The 17,681-nt window shown below is 60.8% G+C and carries 17 protein-coding genes; 14 read left to right on the plus strand and 3 right to left on the minus strand.

Going from position 1 to position 17,681, the window contains the following annotated elements:
• The first annotated feature begins 12 nt into the window (after positions 1-12).
• From pepB to H7A77_RS12425, 13 genes are all read left to right on the plus strand, one after another.
• Positions 13-1,308 (plus strand): aminopeptidase PepB, encoded by a 1,296-nt coding sequence (pepB, locus tag H7A77_RS12365; protein ID WP_044030667.1) that lies wholly within the window; start codon positions 13-15, stop codon positions 1,306-1,308.
• 89 nt (positions 1,309-1,397) lie between these two features.
• Positions 1,398-2,228: an enhanced serine sensitivity protein SseB gene (gene sseB / locus H7A77_RS12370; protein WP_028127504.1), complete on the plus strand. Its 831-nt coding sequence runs from the start codon at positions 1,398-1,400 to the stop codon at positions 2,226-2,228.
• 161 nt (positions 2,229-2,389) lie between these two features.
• Complete coding sequence (gene ndk / locus H7A77_RS12375; protein ID WP_004941424.1) at positions 2,390-2,815, plus strand: nucleoside-diphosphate kinase; 426 nt, start codon at positions 2,390-2,392, stop codon at positions 2,813-2,815.
• A gap of 237 nt (positions 2,816-3,052) precedes the next feature.
• A complete protein-coding gene (locus tag H7A77_RS12380) occupies positions 3,053-4,249 on the plus strand; it encodes a bifunctional tRNA (adenosine(37)-C2)-methyltransferase TrmG/ribosomal RNA large subunit methyltransferase RlmN (RefSeq protein ID WP_004941426.1) in 1,197 nt (398 codons plus the stop codon).
• 97 nt (positions 4,250-4,346) lie between these two features.
• Entirely contained in the window at positions 4,347-5,096 is a 750-nt protein-coding gene (gene pilW, locus H7A77_RS12385) for a type IV pilus biogenesis/stability protein PilW (RefSeq protein ID WP_033644344.1), read from the plus strand.
• Complete coding sequence (rodZ, locus tag H7A77_RS12390) at positions 5,086-6,060, plus strand: cytoskeleton protein RodZ (RefSeq protein WP_182074269.1); 975 nt, start codon at positions 5,086-5,088, stop codon at positions 6,058-6,060. Before pilW ends, rodZ begins: the two co-directional genes overlap by 11 nt.
• Before the next feature lie 47 nt (positions 6,061-6,107).
• Complete coding sequence (ispG, locus tag H7A77_RS12395) at positions 6,108-7,229, plus strand: flavodoxin-dependent (E)-4-hydroxy-3-methylbut-2-enyl-diphosphate synthase (RefSeq protein ID WP_016929756.1); 1,122 nt, start codon at positions 6,108-6,110, stop codon at positions 7,227-7,229.
• A 139-nt stretch (positions 7,230-7,368) separates the two neighbouring features.
• Entirely contained in the window at positions 7,369-8,643 is a 1,275-nt protein-coding gene (hisS, locus tag H7A77_RS12400; protein ID WP_025303909.1) for a histidine--tRNA ligase, read from the plus strand.
• Between the two features lie 13 nt (positions 8,644-8,656).
• Positions 8,657-9,277 (plus strand): YfgM family protein, encoded by a 621-nt coding sequence (locus H7A77_RS12405; RefSeq protein ID WP_033635592.1) that lies wholly within the window; start codon positions 8,657-8,659, stop codon positions 9,275-9,277.
• 11 nt (positions 9,278-9,288) lie between these two features.
• On the plus strand, positions 9,289-10,470 hold the full coding sequence (gene bamB / locus H7A77_RS12410; RefSeq protein ID WP_046687651.1) for an outer membrane protein assembly factor BamB: 1,182 nt from the start codon (positions 9,289-9,291) through the stop codon (positions 10,468-10,470).
• Between the two features lie 255 nt (positions 10,471-10,725).
• Positions 10,726-12,216 carry a ribosome biogenesis GTPase Der gene (gene der, locus H7A77_RS12415; protein ID WP_004941442.1) on the plus strand — a complete coding sequence of 497 codons (1,491 nt, stop codon included), beginning with the start codon at positions 10,726-10,728 and terminating at the stop codon, positions 12,214-12,216.
• 99 nt (positions 12,217-12,315) lie between these two features.
• Positions 12,316-13,272, plus strand: a complete 957-nt coding sequence (locus H7A77_RS12420) for an AEC family transporter (RefSeq protein WP_033651565.1) — start codon at positions 12,316-12,318, stop codon at positions 13,270-13,272.
• A 13-nt stretch (positions 13,273-13,285) separates the two neighbouring features.
• The gene (locus H7A77_RS12425; RefSeq protein ID WP_004941446.1) at positions 13,286-13,507 is read left to right on the plus strand and encodes a zinc ribbon domain-containing protein; all 222 of its coding nucleotides are present in this window, start codon (positions 13,286-13,288) and stop codon (positions 13,505-13,507) included.
• Between the two features lie 4 nt (positions 13,508-13,511).
• Here H7A77_RS12425 and H7A77_RS12430 read toward each other — a convergent pair whose 3' ends face one another.
• From H7A77_RS12430 to H7A77_RS12440, 3 genes are all read right to left on the minus strand, one after another.
• Positions 13,512-13,853 (minus strand): protealysin inhibitor emfourin, encoded by a 342-nt coding sequence (locus H7A77_RS12430; RefSeq protein ID WP_016929750.1) that lies wholly within the window; start codon positions 13,851-13,853, stop codon positions 13,512-13,514.
• Positions 13,853-14,878 (minus strand): M4 family metallopeptidase, encoded by a 1,026-nt coding sequence (locus tag H7A77_RS12435; protein WP_033644087.1) that lies wholly within the window; start codon positions 14,876-14,878, stop codon positions 13,853-13,855. The genes H7A77_RS12430 and H7A77_RS12435 overlap by 1 nt, the downstream gene beginning before the upstream one ends.
• A gap of 62 nt (positions 14,879-14,940) precedes the next feature.
• Entirely contained in the window at positions 14,941-16,011 is a 1,071-nt protein-coding gene (locus H7A77_RS12440; protein ID WP_182074270.1) for a LacI family DNA-binding transcriptional regulator, read from the minus strand.
• A 359-nt stretch (positions 16,012-16,370) separates the two neighbouring features.
• Between H7A77_RS12440 and H7A77_RS12445 the strand changes: the two genes are divergently transcribed.
• Complete coding sequence (locus H7A77_RS12445) at positions 16,371-17,681, plus strand: MFS transporter (protein WP_103101652.1); 1,311 nt, start codon at positions 16,371-16,373, stop codon at positions 17,679-17,681.

The following is a 17,681-nucleotide window of genomic DNA, read 5'->3' on the forward strand; positions in this document are numbered from 1 at the left end:
AGTAAGAAGGCTATGACAACAGAATTCATGCAGGTCACGCTGTCGCAACAACCTGCCGACGCCCGCTGGGGCGAGAAAGCGCTGCTGAGCACCAACGGCGAAGGGATGACTATCCACCTGACCGGGGCCGACAAGCTGGGCGCGATCCAGCGCGCGGGCCGCAAAATTGACGGTCAGGGCATCAAAAACGTCAAGCTGGCCGGCGACGGTTGGGATTTGGAAAACAGCTGGGCGTTCTGGCAAGGCTATCGCGGGCCGAAAGGGCAGCGCAACGTCGAATGGGCCGAACTGCCGGAAGCCGCGCGTCAGGAGCTGGATAAGCGCCTGAAGATCGTCGACTGGGTGCGCGACACCATCAACATGCCGGCGGAAGAGCTGGGGCCGGAGCAGCTGGCGACCCGCGCCGTCGATCTGATGTGCGACGTCGGCTGCGATGCCGTCAGCTACCGCATCACCAAGGGCGAAGATCTGCGCGAGCAGAACTATGCCGGCATCCACACCGTCGGCCGCGGTTCCGAACGCCCGCCGGTGCTGCTGGCACTGGATTTCAACCCGACCGGCAACCCGGATGCGCCGGTGTTCGCATGCCTGGTCGGCAAGGGCATCACTTTCGACAGCGGCGGCTACAGCCTGAAGCAGAGCGCCTTCATGGATTCGATGAAATCCGACATGGGCGGCGCGGCCACCATCACCGGCGCCCTGGCGCTGGCGGCGGCGCGCGGTCTGAAGCAGCGCGTGAAGCTGTACCTGTGCTGCGCCGACAACATGGTCAGCGGCAACGCCTTCAAACTGGGCGACATCATTCGTTACCGCAACGGCAAAACCGTTGAGGTAATGAACACCGATGCGGAAGGGCGCCTGGTGCTGGCCGACGGCCTGATCGATGCCGCCGAGCAGAACCCGCAGCTGATTATCGACTGCGCCACCCTGACCGGCGCGGCCAAAACCGCGGTAGGCAACGACTATCACGCGCTGTTCAGCTTTGACGATGCGCTGGCGCAGGAGCTGCTGAGCAGCGCCGCCGCCGAGCAAGAGCCGTTCTGGCGTCTGCCGCTGGCCGAATTCCACCGCAGCCAGCTGCCGTCCAACTTCGCCGAGCTGAACAACGTGGCCGGCCCGGCTTATACCGCCGGCGCCAGCACTGCGGCGGCCTTCCTGTCGCACTTCGTCAAGAATTACCAACAGGGCTGGCTGCACATCGACTGCTCCGCCACCTACCGCAAAGGCGCGGTGGATCAGTGGTCGGCCGGCGCGACCGGTTTGGGCGTGCGCACCCTGGCTAATCTGTTGCTGAGCAAAGCCAAATAATTGAACGCCCGCCGCGTCGGGCGCTAGAATGCGCATTATCTTCGGGGCCCAGCATGCTGGGCCTCGCTATTTGATCCCTGGAGTTTGCCATGAGTGCCCATCATCACGATGCCGCCCCGAGCGAGAACGAGCTTGAACGCCTGCTGAAGCTGGCGGTGACGGAGCCGGCCCACCGTCCGGCGTTCTTCCGTGAACTGCTCGACGCCACGGTGCTGATCCTCGGCGACAGCGAGCAGGTGCAGCAGGACGGCGACATTACGCTGAACGCGGATACGCCGGTCAATATCCAGCATTGGGAAAAGCAGGACGGCGGCAGCATCATTCCGTTCTTCACCTCGCTGGAAGCGTTGCAGAAGGCCGTTGAGGACGAACAGCCGTTCATCGCCATGCCGGCTCGGGTGCTGTTTGAAATCACCCAGGGAGCGGATCTGTTCCTCAACCCGAAGGCGGAATACGGCAAAGAGTTCTACCCGGAAGAGGTGGCGATGCTGCTGGCGACCGGCGGCGTCGTCAAACCGGTTGAGCATTACGTCGACAAAGAGACCCAAATCCTGTTGGGGCAGCCCGAAGAGTACCCGTCGGCGATGGTGGATGCGCTGACCACGCTGTTCAGCCAGCGCAAACCGGTGCGCCGCGCGTTTCTGGCGCTGATGCACGACCAGGCGGCGGACGAGAAGCCGAATCTGCTGATCGGGCTGGAAGTGGATGCAGAACCGGCGGAGATCGAGGCGTTGATCAACGAGGCCGGCAGCGTCGCCAGCGAAACGGCGCCGAATGACGAACCGGTCGATTTCTGCCTGGTGTCGGAGAAAGAGCGCGGCATCAGCCACTACCTAATCGCCCATACGCAGCCGTTTTATCAGCGCCGCTGGGGCAGCTGGCTGCGCAATTTGATCCCGTCCACCGACAAAACCCAGTAACGCGGCGCGTGGTCGGAAATGCCGCAGGAAGATCATATTTTTTTAATGAAATGTTGATTTTCCCGTAGGCAAGCGTTAACGGCGCACATATAATCTGCGCCACTTGAGAAGGCCGGCAACATTGCAGACCGGCCTGTTTTGGAAGTCATACAGAGGCCATCATGACCGTAGAACGTACCTTTTCCATCGTTAAACCAAACGCTGTAGCCAACAACGACATCGGCGCTATCTACGCGCGTTTCGAGCGCGCCGGTTTCAAAATCATCGCCGCTAAAATGCTGCGTCTGACTCGCGAGCAAGCTGAAGGCTTCTACGCTGAGCACAAAGGCCGCCCATTCTTCGACGGTCTGGTAGAGTTCATGACCTCCGGCCCAATCATGGTGCAGGTTCTGGAATCTGAAAACGCCGTGCAGCGCAACCGCGACATCATGGGCGCAACCAACCCGGACAACGCACTGGCCGGCACCCTGCGCGCCGACTACGCGGACAGCTTCACCGCTAACGCCGTTCACGGTTCCGACTCCGTTGAATCCGCACAGCGTGAAATCGCTTACTTCTTCAACGAAAGCGAAATCTGCGCACGTTAATCGTGCCGTTTCTGAGCTGATAGCCAGGCATTCACCGGCTGAAACAATAAAAATGCCCTGAATGCCTTTCAGCCATAGAAACCCGCTACTAAAATTTGTACAATGCCGCGCCCCTGATAAGACGACTTGTCAGGGGCGTGTTTTTAGTGCCGCCACCCGAATCTCGCGGGCTGAAATGCACAACTTACTTTCCATTCTTTAGCGCCATAACGTGTAATAACGAGGCCAGAGATCATTATGTTAGAACCCATCACGTCCGAGCACACCGTGTCTGAAAATAATTCGCTGACTACCCCCTCCGTTAACGTGGAGCAACCGGCTGCGGCCAAAATCAACCTGCTGGATCTGAACCGCCAGCAAATGCGCGAGTTCTTCGCCGAAATGGGCGAGAAACCGTTCCGCGCCGATCAGGTGATGAAGTGGATTTATCACTACTGCTGCGACGATTTCGAGCAGATGACCGACATCAACAAAGTCCTGCGCGGCAAACTGCAGCGCGTGGCGGAAATCCGCGCGCCGGAAGTGGCGGAAGAACAGCGCTCGGCCGACGGCACCATCAAGTGGGCGATCAAGGTGGGCGATCAGCAGGTCGAAACCGTGTACATCCCGGAAGCCGACCGCGCGACGCTGTGCGTCTCCTCGCAGGTGGGTTGCGCGCTGGAGTGCAAATTCTGTTCGACGGCGCAGCAGGGCTTCAACCGCAACCTGCGCGTGTCGGAAATCATCGGCCAGGTGTGGCGCGCGGCGAAAATCATCGGCGCGCTGAAGGTGACCGGCCAACGCCCGATCACCAACGTGGTGATGATGGGCATGGGCGAACCACTGCTCAACCTGAACAACGTGGTGCCGGCGATGGAAATCATGCTGGACGACTTCGGCTTTGGCCTGTCCAAACGCCGCGTGACCCTGTCTACCTCCGGCGTGGTGCCGGCGCTGGACAAGCTGGGCGATATGATCGACGTGGCGCTGGCCATTTCGCTGCACGCGCCTAACGACACCATCCGCGATGAGATCGTGCCGATCAACCGCAAGTACAACATCGAGACCTTCCTGTCCGCGGTGCGTCGCTACCTGGAGAAATCCAACGCCAACCAGGGGCGCGTCACCGTCGAGTACGTGATGCTGGATCATATCAACGACAGCACCGACGATGCGCATCAGCTGGCGGAAGTGCTGAAAGACACGCCGTGCAAGATCAACCTGATCCCATGGAACCCGTTCCCGGGCGCCCCTTACGGCCGCAGCTCCAACAGCCGGGTGGATCGTTTCTCCAAGGTGTTGATGGAATACGGCTTTACGACTATTGTTCGTAAAACCCGTGGTGACGATATCGATGCCGCCTGCGGGCAACTGGCGGGTGAAGTGATCGACCGTACCAAGCGTACCCTGAAAAAGAAAATGGCCGGGGAACCTATCAACGTACGGGCGGTCTGAATCCTATAGCACCTTTTTTGTTATCTAACAGCCTGTTATGCGAGATGTTGACGCTAATGGGCGTTAGCTGACGGCCGATAAGGAAATGAATGCGGGCATGAAGCTGAAACTGTGGGGTGTGTGGCTGGCGGTCGGGTTGTTGGCCGGGTGTTCCGGCTCATCGCCGGAAAAGGAAGCACAGGTCGCTGAGGCGGGCCAGACGCGGTTGCAGCTGGGGCTGGAGTACCTGCAGCAAGGTGACATGGACGCCGCGCGCCAGAACCTCGAAAAGGCGCTGGACGCGGCCCCGCAGGATTACCGCACGCAGTTGGGCATGGCGCTCTACGCGCAGCGGATCGGTGAAAACGCCGCGGCCGAACAGCGTTATCGGCAAGCGCTCAAACTTGCGCCGGGCAATGGCACCGTACTGAATAATTACGGTGCGTTTCTTTGCAGTTTAGGGCAGTATGTACCGGCGCAACAGCAGTTTAGCGCTGCGGCGCTGGCGCCCGATTATGGTCAGGTCGCCGACAGCCTGGAAAACGCAGGTTACTGTTTTCTCAAGGCCGGACAAAACGATGAAGCGCGCACGCTGTTGAGCCGCGCGCTGAAAGTCGATCCGGACAAAGGCGCTCCGCTGTTGGCGGAGGCCGAAAAGCAATTTGGAGAAGGGAAGCGCGCCCAGTCGCAACTTTTATTGGATGTTTATCAGCATGTTCTGCCGGCTAGCGCCAGCAGCTTATGGTTACAGATTCGTTTCGCCGCGTTAGCCGGCCGTCAGGATAGCGTTCAACGCTATGGCAAGCAGTTAGCGCGAAGTTTTCCACAATCCAAACAGTACCAGCAGTTCTTAGCTAATGAATACTGAAGCCTCCCAAGATAAAACCGTATCCATGACGACGGGCCAGCGCCTGCGTCAGGCCCGTGAGCAACTCGGGCTGAGCCAACAGGCCGTTGCAGAACGCCTGTGTCTCAAAATGTCCACCGTGCGCGATATCGAGGAAGACAGCGTGTCCGCTGACCTCGCGTCCACCTTCGTGCGCGGCTACATCCGTTCCTACGCCAAGCTGGTGCATTTGCCGGAAGACGAACTGCTGCCGATGCTGGCCAAGCAGGCACCGTTGAAGATGGCGAAAGTGGCGCCGATGCAAAGTTTCTCGCTGGGCAAGCGCCGCAAGAAACGCGACGGCTGGCTGATGAGCTTCACCTGGCTTATCGTGTTCGTGGTGATTGGCCTGACCGGCGCCTGGTGGTGGCAAAACCACAAGGCGCAGCAGGAAGAGATCGCCACCATGGCCGATCAATCCTCCGCGCAGCTTTCACAGAATAACGAAGGGCAGTCCGTGCCGCTGACGGACGGCAACGCCGACGCCGGCACCAACGTGCCGTTGACCGACAACAGCGCCGCGCCGGCCGATACCGGCGCAGTGGCTCAGGCGCCGGCGGCGACCGCCCAGACGCCGGGCGCGGCTCAGCAACAGCCTGCCGTGGTGTCGCCAAGCCAGACCACCCTGCCGGAAACCGCGCCGGCGGCGCAATCGCCGCTGCCGACCGCCGATGCGGGCGTGGCTGCGCCGGCGGCCGATCCGAACGCGCTGGTGATGGATTTCTCCGCCGACTGCTGGCTGCAGGTGACCGACGCGAGCGGTAAAACGCTGTTCAGCGGCACCCAGAAGCAGGGCGGCAAGCTGAACCTGACCGGCACTGCGCCGTACAAACTGACCATCGGCGCGCCGGCGGCAGTACAGATCCAGTATCAGGGTAAACCGGTTGATTTGAGCCGGTTCGTTAAGTCAAACCGTGTTGCTCGCCTGACCGTCGCCGCGCAGTAATCGCGCGGCCCCGGTCGTGATGTCAGAGCAGCAATGGAGAGTAAGTAATGCATAACCAAGCGCCCATCAACCGTCGAAAATCTACACGCATTTACGTCGGCAAGGTGCCTATTGGTGATGGCGCGCCGATTGCCGTGCAGTCGATGACCAACACCCGTACCACCGATGTTGAAGCAACGGTTAATCAGATTAAAGCGCTGGAGCGCGTGGGCGTCGACATCGTCCGCGTTTCGGTTCCTACCATGGACGCCGCCGAGGCGTTCAAGCTGATCAAGCAGCAGGTCAACGTGCCGCTGGTCGCCGATATCCACTTCGATTATCGCATCGCGCTGCAGGTTGCCGAATACGGCGTGGACTGCCTGCGCATCAACCCGGGCAACATCGGCAACGAATCGCGCATTCGCTCGGTGGTGGACTGCGCCCGCGACAAGAACATCCCGATTCGCATCGGCGTCAACGGCGGTTCGCTGGAGAAAGATCTGCAGGAAAAGTACGGCGAACCTACGCCGGAAGCGCTGCTGGAATCCGCCATGCGCCACGTGGATATCCTCGATCGCCTCAACTTCGACCAGTTCAAGGTCAGCGTCAAGGCGTCGGACGTGTTCCTGGCGGTGCAATCCTACCGTCTGCTGGCGTCGCGCATCGATCAGCCGCTGCATCTGGGCATCACCGAAGCCGGCGGCGCGCGCAGCGGGTCGGTCAAATCGGCCATCGGCCTGGGCATGCTGCTGTCTGAAGGCATCGGCGATACCCTGCGCATCTCGCTGGCGGCGGATCCGGTCGAAGAGGTGAAGGTCGGTTTCGACATTCTGAAGTCGCTGCGCATCCGCGCGCGCGGCATCAACTTCATCGCCTGCCCGACCTGTTCGCGTCAGGAGTTCGACGTGATCGGCACGGTGAACGCGCTGGAGCAGCGCCTGGAAGACATCATCACGCCGATGGACGTCTCGATCATCGGTTGCGTGGTGAACGGCCCGGGCGAAGCGCTGGTGTCCACCATGGGTGTGACCGGCGGCCACAAGAAGAGCGGCTTCTACGAAGACGGCGTGCGCCAGAAAGAGCGTTTCGACAACGAACAGATGATCGACCAGCTGGAAGCGAAGATTCGCGCCAAGGCCGCGATGATGGACGAAAGCAACCGTATCACGGTCAATCTGCTGGAAAAATAAGCGTTATCGCTACACGGCGGGCCTGTTGGCCCGCTTGTTTATGCACCTGAAGGGCGGAAAACCGCATCCGCGTTGAATACCGGGCGGCAAAGTCCCTATAATCAGGTTCATTTTTACAGACAACGGACAGAGAACTCACGTGGCAAAGAACATTCAAGCCATCCGCGGCATGAACGACTACCTGCCGGAAGAAACGGCATTATGGCAGCGTATTGAAGGCACCCTCAAGCAGGTGCTGGGCGGCTACGGTTACAGCGAAATCCGGTTGCCGATTGTAGAGCAGACCCCGTTATTCAAACGCGCGATCGGCGAAGTGACCGACGTCGTGGAAAAAGAGATGTATACCTTCGAAGACCGCAACGGCGAAAGCCTGACGCTGCGTCCGGAAGGGACGGCCGGCTGCGTGCGCGCCGGCATCGAACATGGTCTGCTGTACAATCAGGAACAGCGTCTGTGGTACATCGGCCCGATGTTCCGCTACGAGCGCCCGCAAAAGGGCCGCTATCGCCAGTTCCATCAGCTGGGCGCGGAAGTGTTCGGCCTGCAAGGCCCGGATATCGACGCCGAGCTGATCCTGCTGACCGCCCGCTGGTGGAAAGCGCTGGGCATCGCCGAGCACGTCAAGCTGGAGCTGAACTCCATCGGTTCGCTGGAGGCGCGCGCCAACTACCGCGATGCGCTGGTGGCGTTCCTGGAGCAGCACGTCGAGGTGTTGGACGAAGACTGCAAACGCCGCATGTACAGCAACCCGCTGCGCGTGCTGGACTCCAAGAATCCTGAGGTGCAGGCGCTGCTGAACGACGCGCCGCGCCTGTCCGAGTACCTGGATGAAGAATCCCGTGCTCACTTCGCCGGTCTGTGTGAACTTTTGGCGCAGGCAGGTATCCCATATACCGTTAACGAGCGCCTGGTGCGCGGTCTGGATTACTACAACCGCACCGTGTTTGAGTGGGTGACCACCAGCTTGGGCGCGCAGGGCACCGTCTGCGCGGGCGGCCGTTACGACGGTCTGGTCGAGCAGTTGGGCGGCCGCGCCACCCCGGCGGTCGGTTTCGCCATGGGCCTGGAGCGTCTGGTGCTGCTGGTGCAGGCGGTCAACCCGGAATTCAAGGCGCCGTCGGCTATCGACGTGTACGTCATCTCTTCCGGCGCGGGCACCCAGAGCGCGGCGATGCAGCTGGCTGAACAGGTGCGCGACGCGGCGCCGCAGCTGAAGCTGATGACCAATTACGGCGGCGGCAACTTCAAGAAGCAGATCACCCGTGCGGACAAATGGGGCGCGCGCATCGCGCTGATCCTGGGCGAGAGCGAAGTGGCGGCGCAGCAGGTGGTGGTGAAAGACCTGCGCAGTGGTGAACAAGAAACGCTGGCGCAAAGCGAAGTCGCTGCGCGTCTGGCTTTGATGTTAGGTTAAGGAGAAGGACACCGTGGAAGTCTATACCACTGAAAACGAACAAGTCGACGCACTGCGTCGGTTCTTTGCCGAGAACGGCAAAGCGCTGGCGGTGGGCGTGGTGCTCGGAATTGGTGCCCTGGTTGGCTGGCGTTACTGGCAGAGCCATGAAAACTCCAACATGATGGCGGCATCGCAATCCTATCAGGAAGCCAGCGATCGTCTGGCGGCCGGCAAGCCGGATGACGTGGCTGCCGCAGAGAAATTTGTCCAGGCCAACGGCAACAGCTACGGCGTACTGGCCGCGCTGCAGTTGGCCAAGCACTTTGTCGAACAGAATGATTTCGCCAAGGCGGAACAACAATTGGCGCTGGCGCAGGGCCAGACCAAAGACGACAACCTGTTGGCGATGATCGACCTGCGTCTGGCGCGCGTCCAGCTGCAGGAGAAAAAGCTGGATGAAGCGCTGAAAACGCTGGATGGCGTGAAAGGCGAAGGCTGGGCGGCGATGATGCAGGATGTGCGCGGCGATGTGCTGCTGGCGAAGGGCGACGCCAAGGGCGCGCGCGAAGCTTACAGCAAAGGCATTGAGTCCAACGCTTCTCAAGCGCTGCAGGTTCTGCTGCGCATGAAATTGAATAACTTGTCCAGCTAAGGGGAATTCCCATGCAATTGCGTAAAACACTCTTGGTCGGACTGGTTTCCGCTGCCTTGCTGAGTGGTTGCTCGCTGTTTAACAGCGAAGAAGACGTGGTTACCATGTCGCCGTTGCCGAAAGTTGAAAATCAGTTTACGCCGAACAAGGCGTGGAGCACCTCGGTGGGCGACGGTATCGGTGAGTATTACTCCCACCTGCGCCCGGCCTATCAGGACAGCACCATTTACGCCGCCGATCGCTTCGGCATCGTGAAAGCGATGGATGCCGACAGCGGCAACGAGAAATGGAAGGTCAATCTTTCCGAGAAGACCGGCTTCTTCTCCAGCAACCTGTCTGCGCTGCTGTCGGGCGGCCTGACGGTTGCGGGCGACAAGGTTTACGTCGGCAGCGAAAAAGCGGTGGTTTACGCATTGAACACCGCCGACGGCGCCATCGCCTGGCAGACCAAAGTGGCCGGCGAAGCGATCTCCCGTCCGGTTGTCAGCGACGGCATGGTGTTGGTGCATACCTCCAACGGCATGCTGCAGGCGCTGAACGAAGCCGACGGCGCGGTGAAGTGGACGGTTAACCTGGACATGCCTTCGCTGTCGCTGCGCGGTGAATCCGCGCCGGCCGTCGCCTTTGGCGCCGCCATCGTCGGCGGTGACAACGGCCGCGTCAGCGCCGTGCTGATGCAGCAGGGCCAACTGATCTGGCAACAGCGCATTTCTCAGCCGAGCGGCGCGACCGAAATCGATCGCCTGAACGACGTGGACACCACGCCGGTGATCGTTGACGGCGTGGTCTACGCGCTGGGTTACAACGGCAACCTGACGGCGCTGGATCTGCGTTCCGGTCAGATCATCTGGAAACGCGAGCTGGGTTCGGTGAATGATTTCATCGTCGACGCGGGCCGCATCTACCTGATCGACCAGAACGATCGCGTGGTGGCGCTCAGCACCGAAGGCGGCGTGACCGTGTGGACGCAAAGCGATCTGCTGCACCGCAACCTGACGCCGCCGGTGATGTATAATGGTTATCTGGTGACCGGTGACGCCGAAGGCTATCTGCACTGGGTCAACACCACCGATGGCCGTTTTGTCGCCCAGCAGGAAGTGGACAGCTCCGGCTTCCTGTCTGCGCCGATGGTGGCCGGCGACAAGCTGGTCATCCAGGCTCGCGGCGGGAAAGTTTACGCTTTCACCCGCTAACGCCGCTCGTCGTAACCCTTCTTGCACCCGAATGATTTCGGGTTGCAGCCAGGCGGCAAGCGCATGAGTCCTCGGGAGCTTAGTGAGCTAAGTGACCGAGGCGAAGGTGCGCAGACAACGCCGCTGTGGCGCGAAAGATGAAGGGGAAAACGGCTCCTGAATGTTCAGGGGCCGTTTCGTATTTTATAAGCTGCACCGACGGTGTCTATCCACAGTGCAGTAACGCATTGATTATTAAGTAATGAGGCTTCAACAATGATACCTGTCGTCGCGCTGGTCGGGCGCCCGAATGTGGGTAAATCCACCTTGTTCAACCGTTTAACCCATACGCGCGATGCGCTGGTGGCGGATTTCCCGGGGCTGACGCGTGACCGCAAGTATGGTCGTGCTGAAATCGAAGGCAATGAATTTATCATCGTCGATACCGGCGGCATCGACGGCACCGAAGACGGCGTCGAAACGCGCATGGCCGGTCAGTCGCTGCTGGCGATCGAAGAAGCGGACATCGTGCTGTTCATGGTCGACGCCCGCGCCGGCCTGATGCCGGCGGATCAGGGCATCGCCCAGCACCTGCGCAGCCGCCAGAAGGCGACCTTCCTGGTGGCCAACAAGACCGACGGTCTGGATCCGGACACCGCCACCGCCGATTTCTACTCGCTCGGTCTGGGTGAAGTGTTCGCTATCGCCGCTTCTCACGGCCGCGGCGTGACCCAGCTGATTGAACACGTGCTGGTGCCGTTCGTGCCGGAAAAACCGGAAGACGTCGAGCTGACCGAGGAAGAGGCCAACGCCGCTTACTGGGCCGAGCAAAACGGCGAAACGCTGGAAGGCGAAGAAGACGAAGAGCCGGAAGAAGCGTTCAATCCGCAGGATCTGCCGATCAAACTGGCGATCGTCGGCCGCCCGAACGTCGGTAAGTCTACGCTCACTAACCGTATCCTCGGCGAGGAGCGCGTGGTGGTGTATGACATGCCGGGCACCACCCGCGACAGCATCTACATTCCGATGGTGCGCGACGAACGCGAATACGTGCTGATCGACACCGCCGGGGTGCGCAAACGCGGCAAGGTGACCGAAACCGTCGAGAAATTCTCGGTGATCAAGACCCTGCAGGCGATTGAAGACGCCAACGTGGTGCTGCTGGTGATTGACGCGCGTGAAGGCATCTCCGATCAGGACCTCTCGCTGCTCGGCTTTATCCTCAATAGTGGGCGCTCACTGGTGATTGCGGTCAACAAGTGGGACGGCATGAGCGAAGAAGATCGCGAGCACGTGAAAGAGATGCTCGATCTGCGTCTGGGCTTCGTCGACTTCGCGCGTGTGCACTTTATTTCCGCCCTGCACGGCAGCGGCGTCGGCAACCTGTTCGAATCGGTACAGGAAGCCTACGAGTGCGCAACCCGTCGCGTAAACACCTCGATGCTGACCAAAATCATGCAGATGGCGGTTGACGATCACCAGCCGCCGTTGGTGCGCGGCCGCCGCGTGAAGCTGAAGTACGCCCACGCCGGCGGTTACAACCCGCCGATCGTGGTGATCCACGGCAACCAGGTCAGCGATCTGGCCGATTCGTACAAGCGCTACCTGATGAACTACTTCCGTCGCTCGCTGAACGTGATGGGGACGCCGATCCGCATCCAGTTCAAAGAGGGCGACAACCCGTTCGCCGGCAAACGCAACCTGCTGACGCCGACCCAGATGCGTAAGCGCAAACGCCTGATGAGCCACCTGAAAAAGAGCAAGTAATCGCTCATGAGGGGCGCGGCAGTGATGCCGCGCCCCTTTTTTATTGGCCCGAAATCGTTTTATTATCTGAAGATTACCTCGCCTGTCTGAAGGAACACCATGTCCTGGGAAACCTGGAGTTTTGCGTTCGACGTCACCGTGCCGAATCTGTTGATGATGCTGCTGGGGATCCTGTTACGCCATTGGCGCCTGATGGATGACCGCTTCGTCGACGGCGCGACCCGCCTGGTGTTCAATCTGGCGCTGCCGTGCCTGCTGTTTTTCAGCATCGCCACCAACCATCCGCAGCTGCTCGGCAATCTGCCGCTGGTGCTGTTCGGCGCGGTCGGCACGCTGGCGACCTTCCTGCTGCTGGAGCTGGCGGCCAGGTGGGTGGTGAAAGAACCGCGTGAGCGCGGGGTATTCGTGCAGGGCGGGTTTCGCGCCAACACCGCCATCGTCGGTCTGGCCTACGCCATGACCGCCTACGGCAGCGAAGGCATTGCGCTCGCCTCGCTGTACCTGACCGTGACCGTGATCCTGTTCAACATACTGTCGGTCATCACCCTCACGCGCAGCCTGCAGGGTGGGCAGGGCAAGAAAATCAGCCACCTGTCGCTGCTGCGCAGCATTGTCACCAATCCGCTGATCATCGGCCTGGTGTGCGGGCTGCTGTATGCGCAAACCGGGCTGGGCATCCCGACCGTGATCCGCCAGACCGGCAGCTATATCTCCGCGCTGTCGCTGCCGTTGGCGCTGCTGTGCACCGGCGCCAGCCTGGATTTCCGCGCCATGTTCCGCTCGTCCAACGTGGCGGCGCTGTCGTCGGCGGCCAAGCTGTTTCTGGTGCCGTTCCTGATGACGCTGGCCGGCTGGCTATGCGGGTTTCAGGGGGCGGCGCTGGGCATTATCTTCCTGTTTTCCGCCACGCCGACCGCTTCGGGCAGCTATGTGATGACGCGCGCCATGGGCGGCAACGCCACGCTGGCGGCCAACATTATCGCTATCACCACCGTCGGGTCGTTCTTCACCACCGCGTTGGGGATCTATTTCTTGCGCTCATGGGGCGCGATTTAACCTGGGAGCCGTTATGGATGCGCATTGTCCGCACTGTCGTCAGACCATGAATTGGGTAGCGGGTCACTACCATTGTGCCGCCTGTCAGCGCGATTATCGGCAGCTGGCGAGCTGCCCGGAGTGCGGGCAGCCGCTGCAAGAGTTGAAGGCCTGCGGGGCGGTGGATTACCTGTGCCAGAACGGGCACGGGCTGATCTCCAAAAAACGGGTGAATTTCAGCTATCAGCCGCTGTAAGCCCTCACTCATCCACCTGACCGGTTTTCCACAGATCCACCAGCGCCTGCGGCGCGCTGCTTTCCGGGATTAACAGCACGATCTCGGTGCTCAGGGTGGGGCTGGTGTAGTTGATCTGTACGCGGTAGTAGCGCTGGTCGCCGCAGCCGGGGGAGTTGGGTTGGCCCTCTTCCTGGGCGTACGGCAGCGTCTGATTCAGCAACTGATTCAGGCGCTGCCGTTGCTCCGGCGTGATATCGGCCAGCGCAATGCGGCGCTGGCCCGCCAGTTTGGGAATGTAGGCGAAGCCTCCCTCGCGCGCCAGCTCAATGACTGTATCCTGATTGAGCGTCGGCAGCGGTTTCATTACTCCACCCCCACCTGATGCCAGGCCTGCTGCACCTTGTCCGCCACGCTTTGATCGAAACGCGCCTGCGCGTGTTTCACCGTGGCGCGGGCGAAGGTGGCGAAGTCGGCGTTTTGCGGCAGCGCTTTGTCGCACACTGTGTCATACCAGACGTAGCCGGCTTTTTCCCAGGCGAAGCCGCCCAGCGCGGTTGCCGCCAGGTAGAACGCGCGGTTGGGAATGCCGGAGTTGAGGTGCACGCCGCCGTTGTCTTCCTTGGTCTGGATGTAATCCTTCATGCTGGCGGGCTGCGGGTCTTTGCCCAGCAGCGGGTCGTCGTAGGCGGTGCCGGGCGCTGACATCGAGCGCAGCCCTTTGCCTTTGATGCCCTTGGCGAGCAGCCCGGCGCCGATCAGCCAGTCTGCTTTATCGGCGGTTTGCTGCAGGTGGAATTGTTTGACCAACGAACCGAACACGTCAGACAGCGATTCGTTGAGCGCGCCGGACTGCTGGTAGTAGATCAGCCCGGCTTCGCTCTCGGTCACGCCGTGCGCCAGCTCGTGGCCGACCACGTCGATGGCGATGGTGAAACGGTTGAAGATCTCGCCGTCGCCGTCGCCGAACACCATCTGCTGGCCGTTCCAGAAAGCGTTCTGGTACTCCTTGCCGTAGTGCACGCTGCCGACCAGCGGCAGCCCTTTATTATCCAGCGAATTGCGCCGGTAGGCCTGCCAGAAGAAATCGTAGGTGACGCCGAGATAGTCGTAGGCCTCGTCCACCGCCACGTCGTGGTTGCTGGGCTGGCCCTCCTTGCGCACCTGTTTGCCGGGCAGTTGGGTGCCGTTCTGGGCGTCGTAGATATCGCGGAGCGCTTCGCCGGCTCGGGCGTTTTTCTCGGTCGGTGAACGCAGCGGCTTGTTGCCGAGCAGGCTTTGCACGTGGTTCAGGGTGTGCAGCGCGCAGTCGCGCTGCGGGGCGTTACCGTGTTCAATAATGCGGCGCAGCATGTAGGGAGGAATAACGGAACGCATGCGCTGGGCTGGCATAGTGGCTCTCCTTAGGCAAAAAATTTACCTCATCGAATGAATGCACTGAGCCTAAGTGTAGTCTACTCGTCATAAAGCCTGTGGTTATGCGTGCTCACCGCCGGGGTGGTCTTGTGGTGACTGATGCGCCGCACCGAGGCGCGTACCGCCAACCGGCCATGCAGCAGCAGGTTGCACGGCGGCGCGTCGGCGCGCAGCATGCGCCGCTGCAGCAGCTGGATCGCCTCGTAGCCCAGCTCATCACGCGGCACCTGTACCGAGGTCAGCGGCACGTCGTGTATTTCCGCCAGGTTGAAGCCATCGGTGCTCATCACCGATACGTCGCCCGGTACGCTCAGCCCCAGCTTGTTGAGCGCCTTGACCGCCCCGACCGCCATGTAGTCGCCGCCGGCCAGGATCGCCGTCGGCAGCGGGGCGCGGTTCAGGTAGGTGCTCAGCGCCTGTTCGGCCTCTTCGCTGCCGAAGCCGGAAGTGGTCACCAGATGGCGGCCGTCGTCGAACGGCAGATGATGCCGCGCGTAGGCCTGCCGGATGCCCGCCAGCCGCAGCTCCATGGTGTGGCGGCGCAGACACTGCAGGTTGAGGATATGGCTGTGTCCCTGCTGGAACAGATAGCTGGCGGAATAGTCGCCGATCAGCTGATGATCCGGCGAGACGCTGTCCAGCCGCATCTGCCGATCGGTGCAGTTGATCAGCACGCAGGGCTTGGGCAGATCGGCCGCCAGGGTATGGATGTGTTCGTCGTCGATGCCGATGATCAGCGCCGCTTCGGTGTGCGGATCGCTCATTTTTTCCAGAAACAGCGCGCCGTCGCTGTGCTGCTCTTCCAGGCCGCAGTAACGGATGCGCACCTCGTGCTGCATCAGTGCGGCGGCGATGCCCTGAATGACCTTGTAGTAGAAGATATCGGTGCGCACGTCGAACGCGCGCTGCGGCGCGAACACCATCACATTGTTCAACATCAGTCGGCCGCTGGAAATGCCCTGTAGAATGCCGTTTTGCTGCGCGCATTCCAGCACCTTGCGGCGCGCTTCGGCGCTGGTGTTGGCCTTGCCCGCCAGCACGCGGGAAACGGTGCTGATCGACAGCCCGGTTTGGCGGGCGATCTCCTGGATTTTCAGCTTTCCGTTCATTTTGTGATCTCCTTCAAATTCGTCCATGAGAATATTTTCACTGCAGCTTTTCAGCACTTTGACTGGATCCTGCGGCCATTATGACTATTTTTTCACCCGCCTGTGAAAATCTTTGCAAAAAACTCCGTTTCGCTGTGCGTGATCGCTGAGTAGTCTGCATTGGTACACCAATTTTAGCGACTTGTCAGTCCAATTTTAACGGTGTGCAAAGAAGAAAACAAAAAATAAATCATGGGGTTGTGATGGACTGCCAGCCTGTTATGCGGGCATTGGCCTGTGTTCACCGTCCCCTTTTGATAGCGCAACGTACCCTACCAATGCGCGCGTCGCTGTCACGGGCGGCCGCGGGGAGAGAACCGATGAGTGTGGAGATCAATCAGACGGTCGCGCAGAGCGGCCGGCGCAAGTTCAAATCGCTACGCTGGTGGATGCTGGCGCTGTTCTTGTTGGGCGTCACGGTCAACTACATTACCCGCAACTCGCTGGGCATTCTGGCGCCGGAACTGAAAACCAGCCTGAACATGAGCACCGAGCAATATGCCTGGGTGGTGGCGTCGTTCCAGTTGGCCTATACGGTATTTCAGCCGATCTGCGGCTGGCTGATCGACGTCATCGGCCTGAAGATGGGCTTTCTGATCTGCGCGGGCATTTGGGCGGTGGTGTGCATGCTGCACGCCGGCGCCGGCAGCTGGTTGCAACTGGCCATTTTGCGCTTCTTCATGGGCGGCGCGGAGGCGGCGGCCACCCCGGCCAACGCCAAGGCGATCTCCGACTGGTTCCCGAAGAAGGAGCGTCCGATCGCCGCCGGCTGGGCGGGCGTCGGTTTCTCCATCGGCGCCATGCTGGCGCCGCCGATCATCGTCATCGCCCACGTCTCCTTCGGCTGGCAGGGCGCGTTCCTGTTCTCCGGCGGGCTGGCGCTGATCTGGGTAGTGCTGTGGTGGCTGTTCTACCACTCGCCCCAGCAGCACCCGAACCTCAGCCAACAAGAGCTGGATCTGATCCGTGAAGACAACGAGCCGGTGCTGCCGAAGCTGCCGTTCTTCACTTCACTGGTCAGCCTGTGCAAGAACAAGAAATTCTATGGCATCGCCATCCCGGCCTTTCTCGCCGAGCCGGCCTGGGCGGTCTTCAGTTTCTGGGTGCCGCTGTACCTGGCCACCGAACGCGGCATGGATCTGAAGCAGATCGCGATGTTCGCCTGGCTGCCGTTCCTGGCGGCGGATATCGGCAGCGTCGCCAGCGGCTATCTCACCACGCTATACCGCAAATGGTTCGGCTGCAGCCGCGTCAACTCGGTGGTCGCCAGCTCGGTGACCGGCGCTTTCCTGATGGTGTCGCTGGCGTTCGTGGCGATCACCCAAGATCCCTATGTGGCGATCGCGCTGATCTCGATCGGCGGGTTCGGCCATCAGGTGATCTCCTGCATGCTCAGCGCCCTGGTGGTGGAATCGTTCGATAAGAACCAAATGGCGACGGTCAACGGCATGCGCGGCTCCAGCGCCTGGATCGCCAGCTTCCTGTTCACGCTCCTGATCGGCGCGGTATCCGACACCCTCGGTTTCAACCCGCTGTTTATCGCGATGGGCTTCTTCGATTTGATCGGCGCCCTGTTCCTGATCGCCCTGATCGCCGAGCGCGGCGGTAAGAAAACCCCTTCACACAGCTAA

The organism is Serratia sp. ME47 (assembly GCF_903970925.1).
Taxonomy (GTDB): Bacteria; Pseudomonadota; Gammaproteobacteria; order Enterobacterales; family Enterobacteriaceae; genus Serratia; species Serratia ureilytica.

What these genes read in the sequence shown, in the direction of transcription:
- rodZ (WP_182074269.1), top strand. Translation starts at nt 5,086, where the DNA reads ATGAATACTGAAGCCTCCCAAGATAAAACCGTATCCATGACGACGGGC.
- H7A77_RS12420 (WP_033651565.1), top strand. Translation starts at nt 12,316, where the DNA reads ATGTCCTGGGAAACCTGGAGTTTTGCGTTCGACGTCACCGTGCCGAAT.
- sseB (WP_028127504.1), top strand. Translation starts at nt 1,398, where the DNA reads ATGAGTGCCCATCATCACGATGCCGCCCCGAGCGAGAACGAGCTTGAA.
- pepB (WP_044030667.1), top strand. Translation starts at nt 13, where the DNA reads ATGACAACAGAATTCATGCAGGTCACGCTGTCGCAACAACCTGCCGAC.
- H7A77_RS12430 (WP_016929750.1), bottom strand. Translation starts at nt 13,853, where the DNA reads ATGAAACCGCTGCCGACGCTCAATCAGGATACAGTCATTGAGCTGGCG.
- H7A77_RS12380 (WP_004941426.1), top strand. Translation starts at nt 3,053, where the DNA reads ATGTTAGAACCCATCACGTCCGAGCACACCGTGTCTGAAAATAATTCG.
- ndk (WP_004941424.1), top strand. Translation starts at nt 2,390, where the DNA reads ATGACCGTAGAACGTACCTTTTCCATCGTTAAACCAAACGCTGTAGCC.
- H7A77_RS12435 (WP_033644087.1), bottom strand. Translation starts at nt 14,878, where the DNA reads ATGCCAGCCCAGCGCATGCGTTCCGTTATTCCTCCCTACATGCTGCGC.
- ispG (WP_016929756.1), top strand. Translation starts at nt 6,108, where the DNA reads ATGCATAACCAAGCGCCCATCAACCGTCGAAAATCTACACGCATTTAC.
- H7A77_RS12445 (WP_103101652.1), top strand. Translation starts at nt 16,371, where the DNA reads ATGAGTGTGGAGATCAATCAGACGGTCGCGCAGAGCGGCCGGCGCAAG.
- H7A77_RS12440 (WP_182074270.1), bottom strand. Translation starts at nt 16,011, where the DNA reads ATGAACGGAAAGCTGAAAATCCAGGAGATCGCCCGCCAAACCGGGCTG.
- pilW (WP_033644344.1), top strand. Translation starts at nt 4,347, where the DNA reads ATGAAGCTGAAACTGTGGGGTGTGTGGCTGGCGGTCGGGTTGTTGGCC.
- bamB (WP_046687651.1), top strand. Translation starts at nt 9,289, where the DNA reads ATGCAATTGCGTAAAACACTCTTGGTCGGACTGGTTTCCGCTGCCTTG.
- der (WP_004941442.1), top strand. Translation starts at nt 10,726, where the DNA reads ATGATACCTGTCGTCGCGCTGGTCGGGCGCCCGAATGTGGGTAAATCC.
- H7A77_RS12425 (WP_004941446.1), top strand. Translation starts at nt 13,286, where the DNA reads ATGGATGCGCATTGTCCGCACTGTCGTCAGACCATGAATTGGGTAGCG.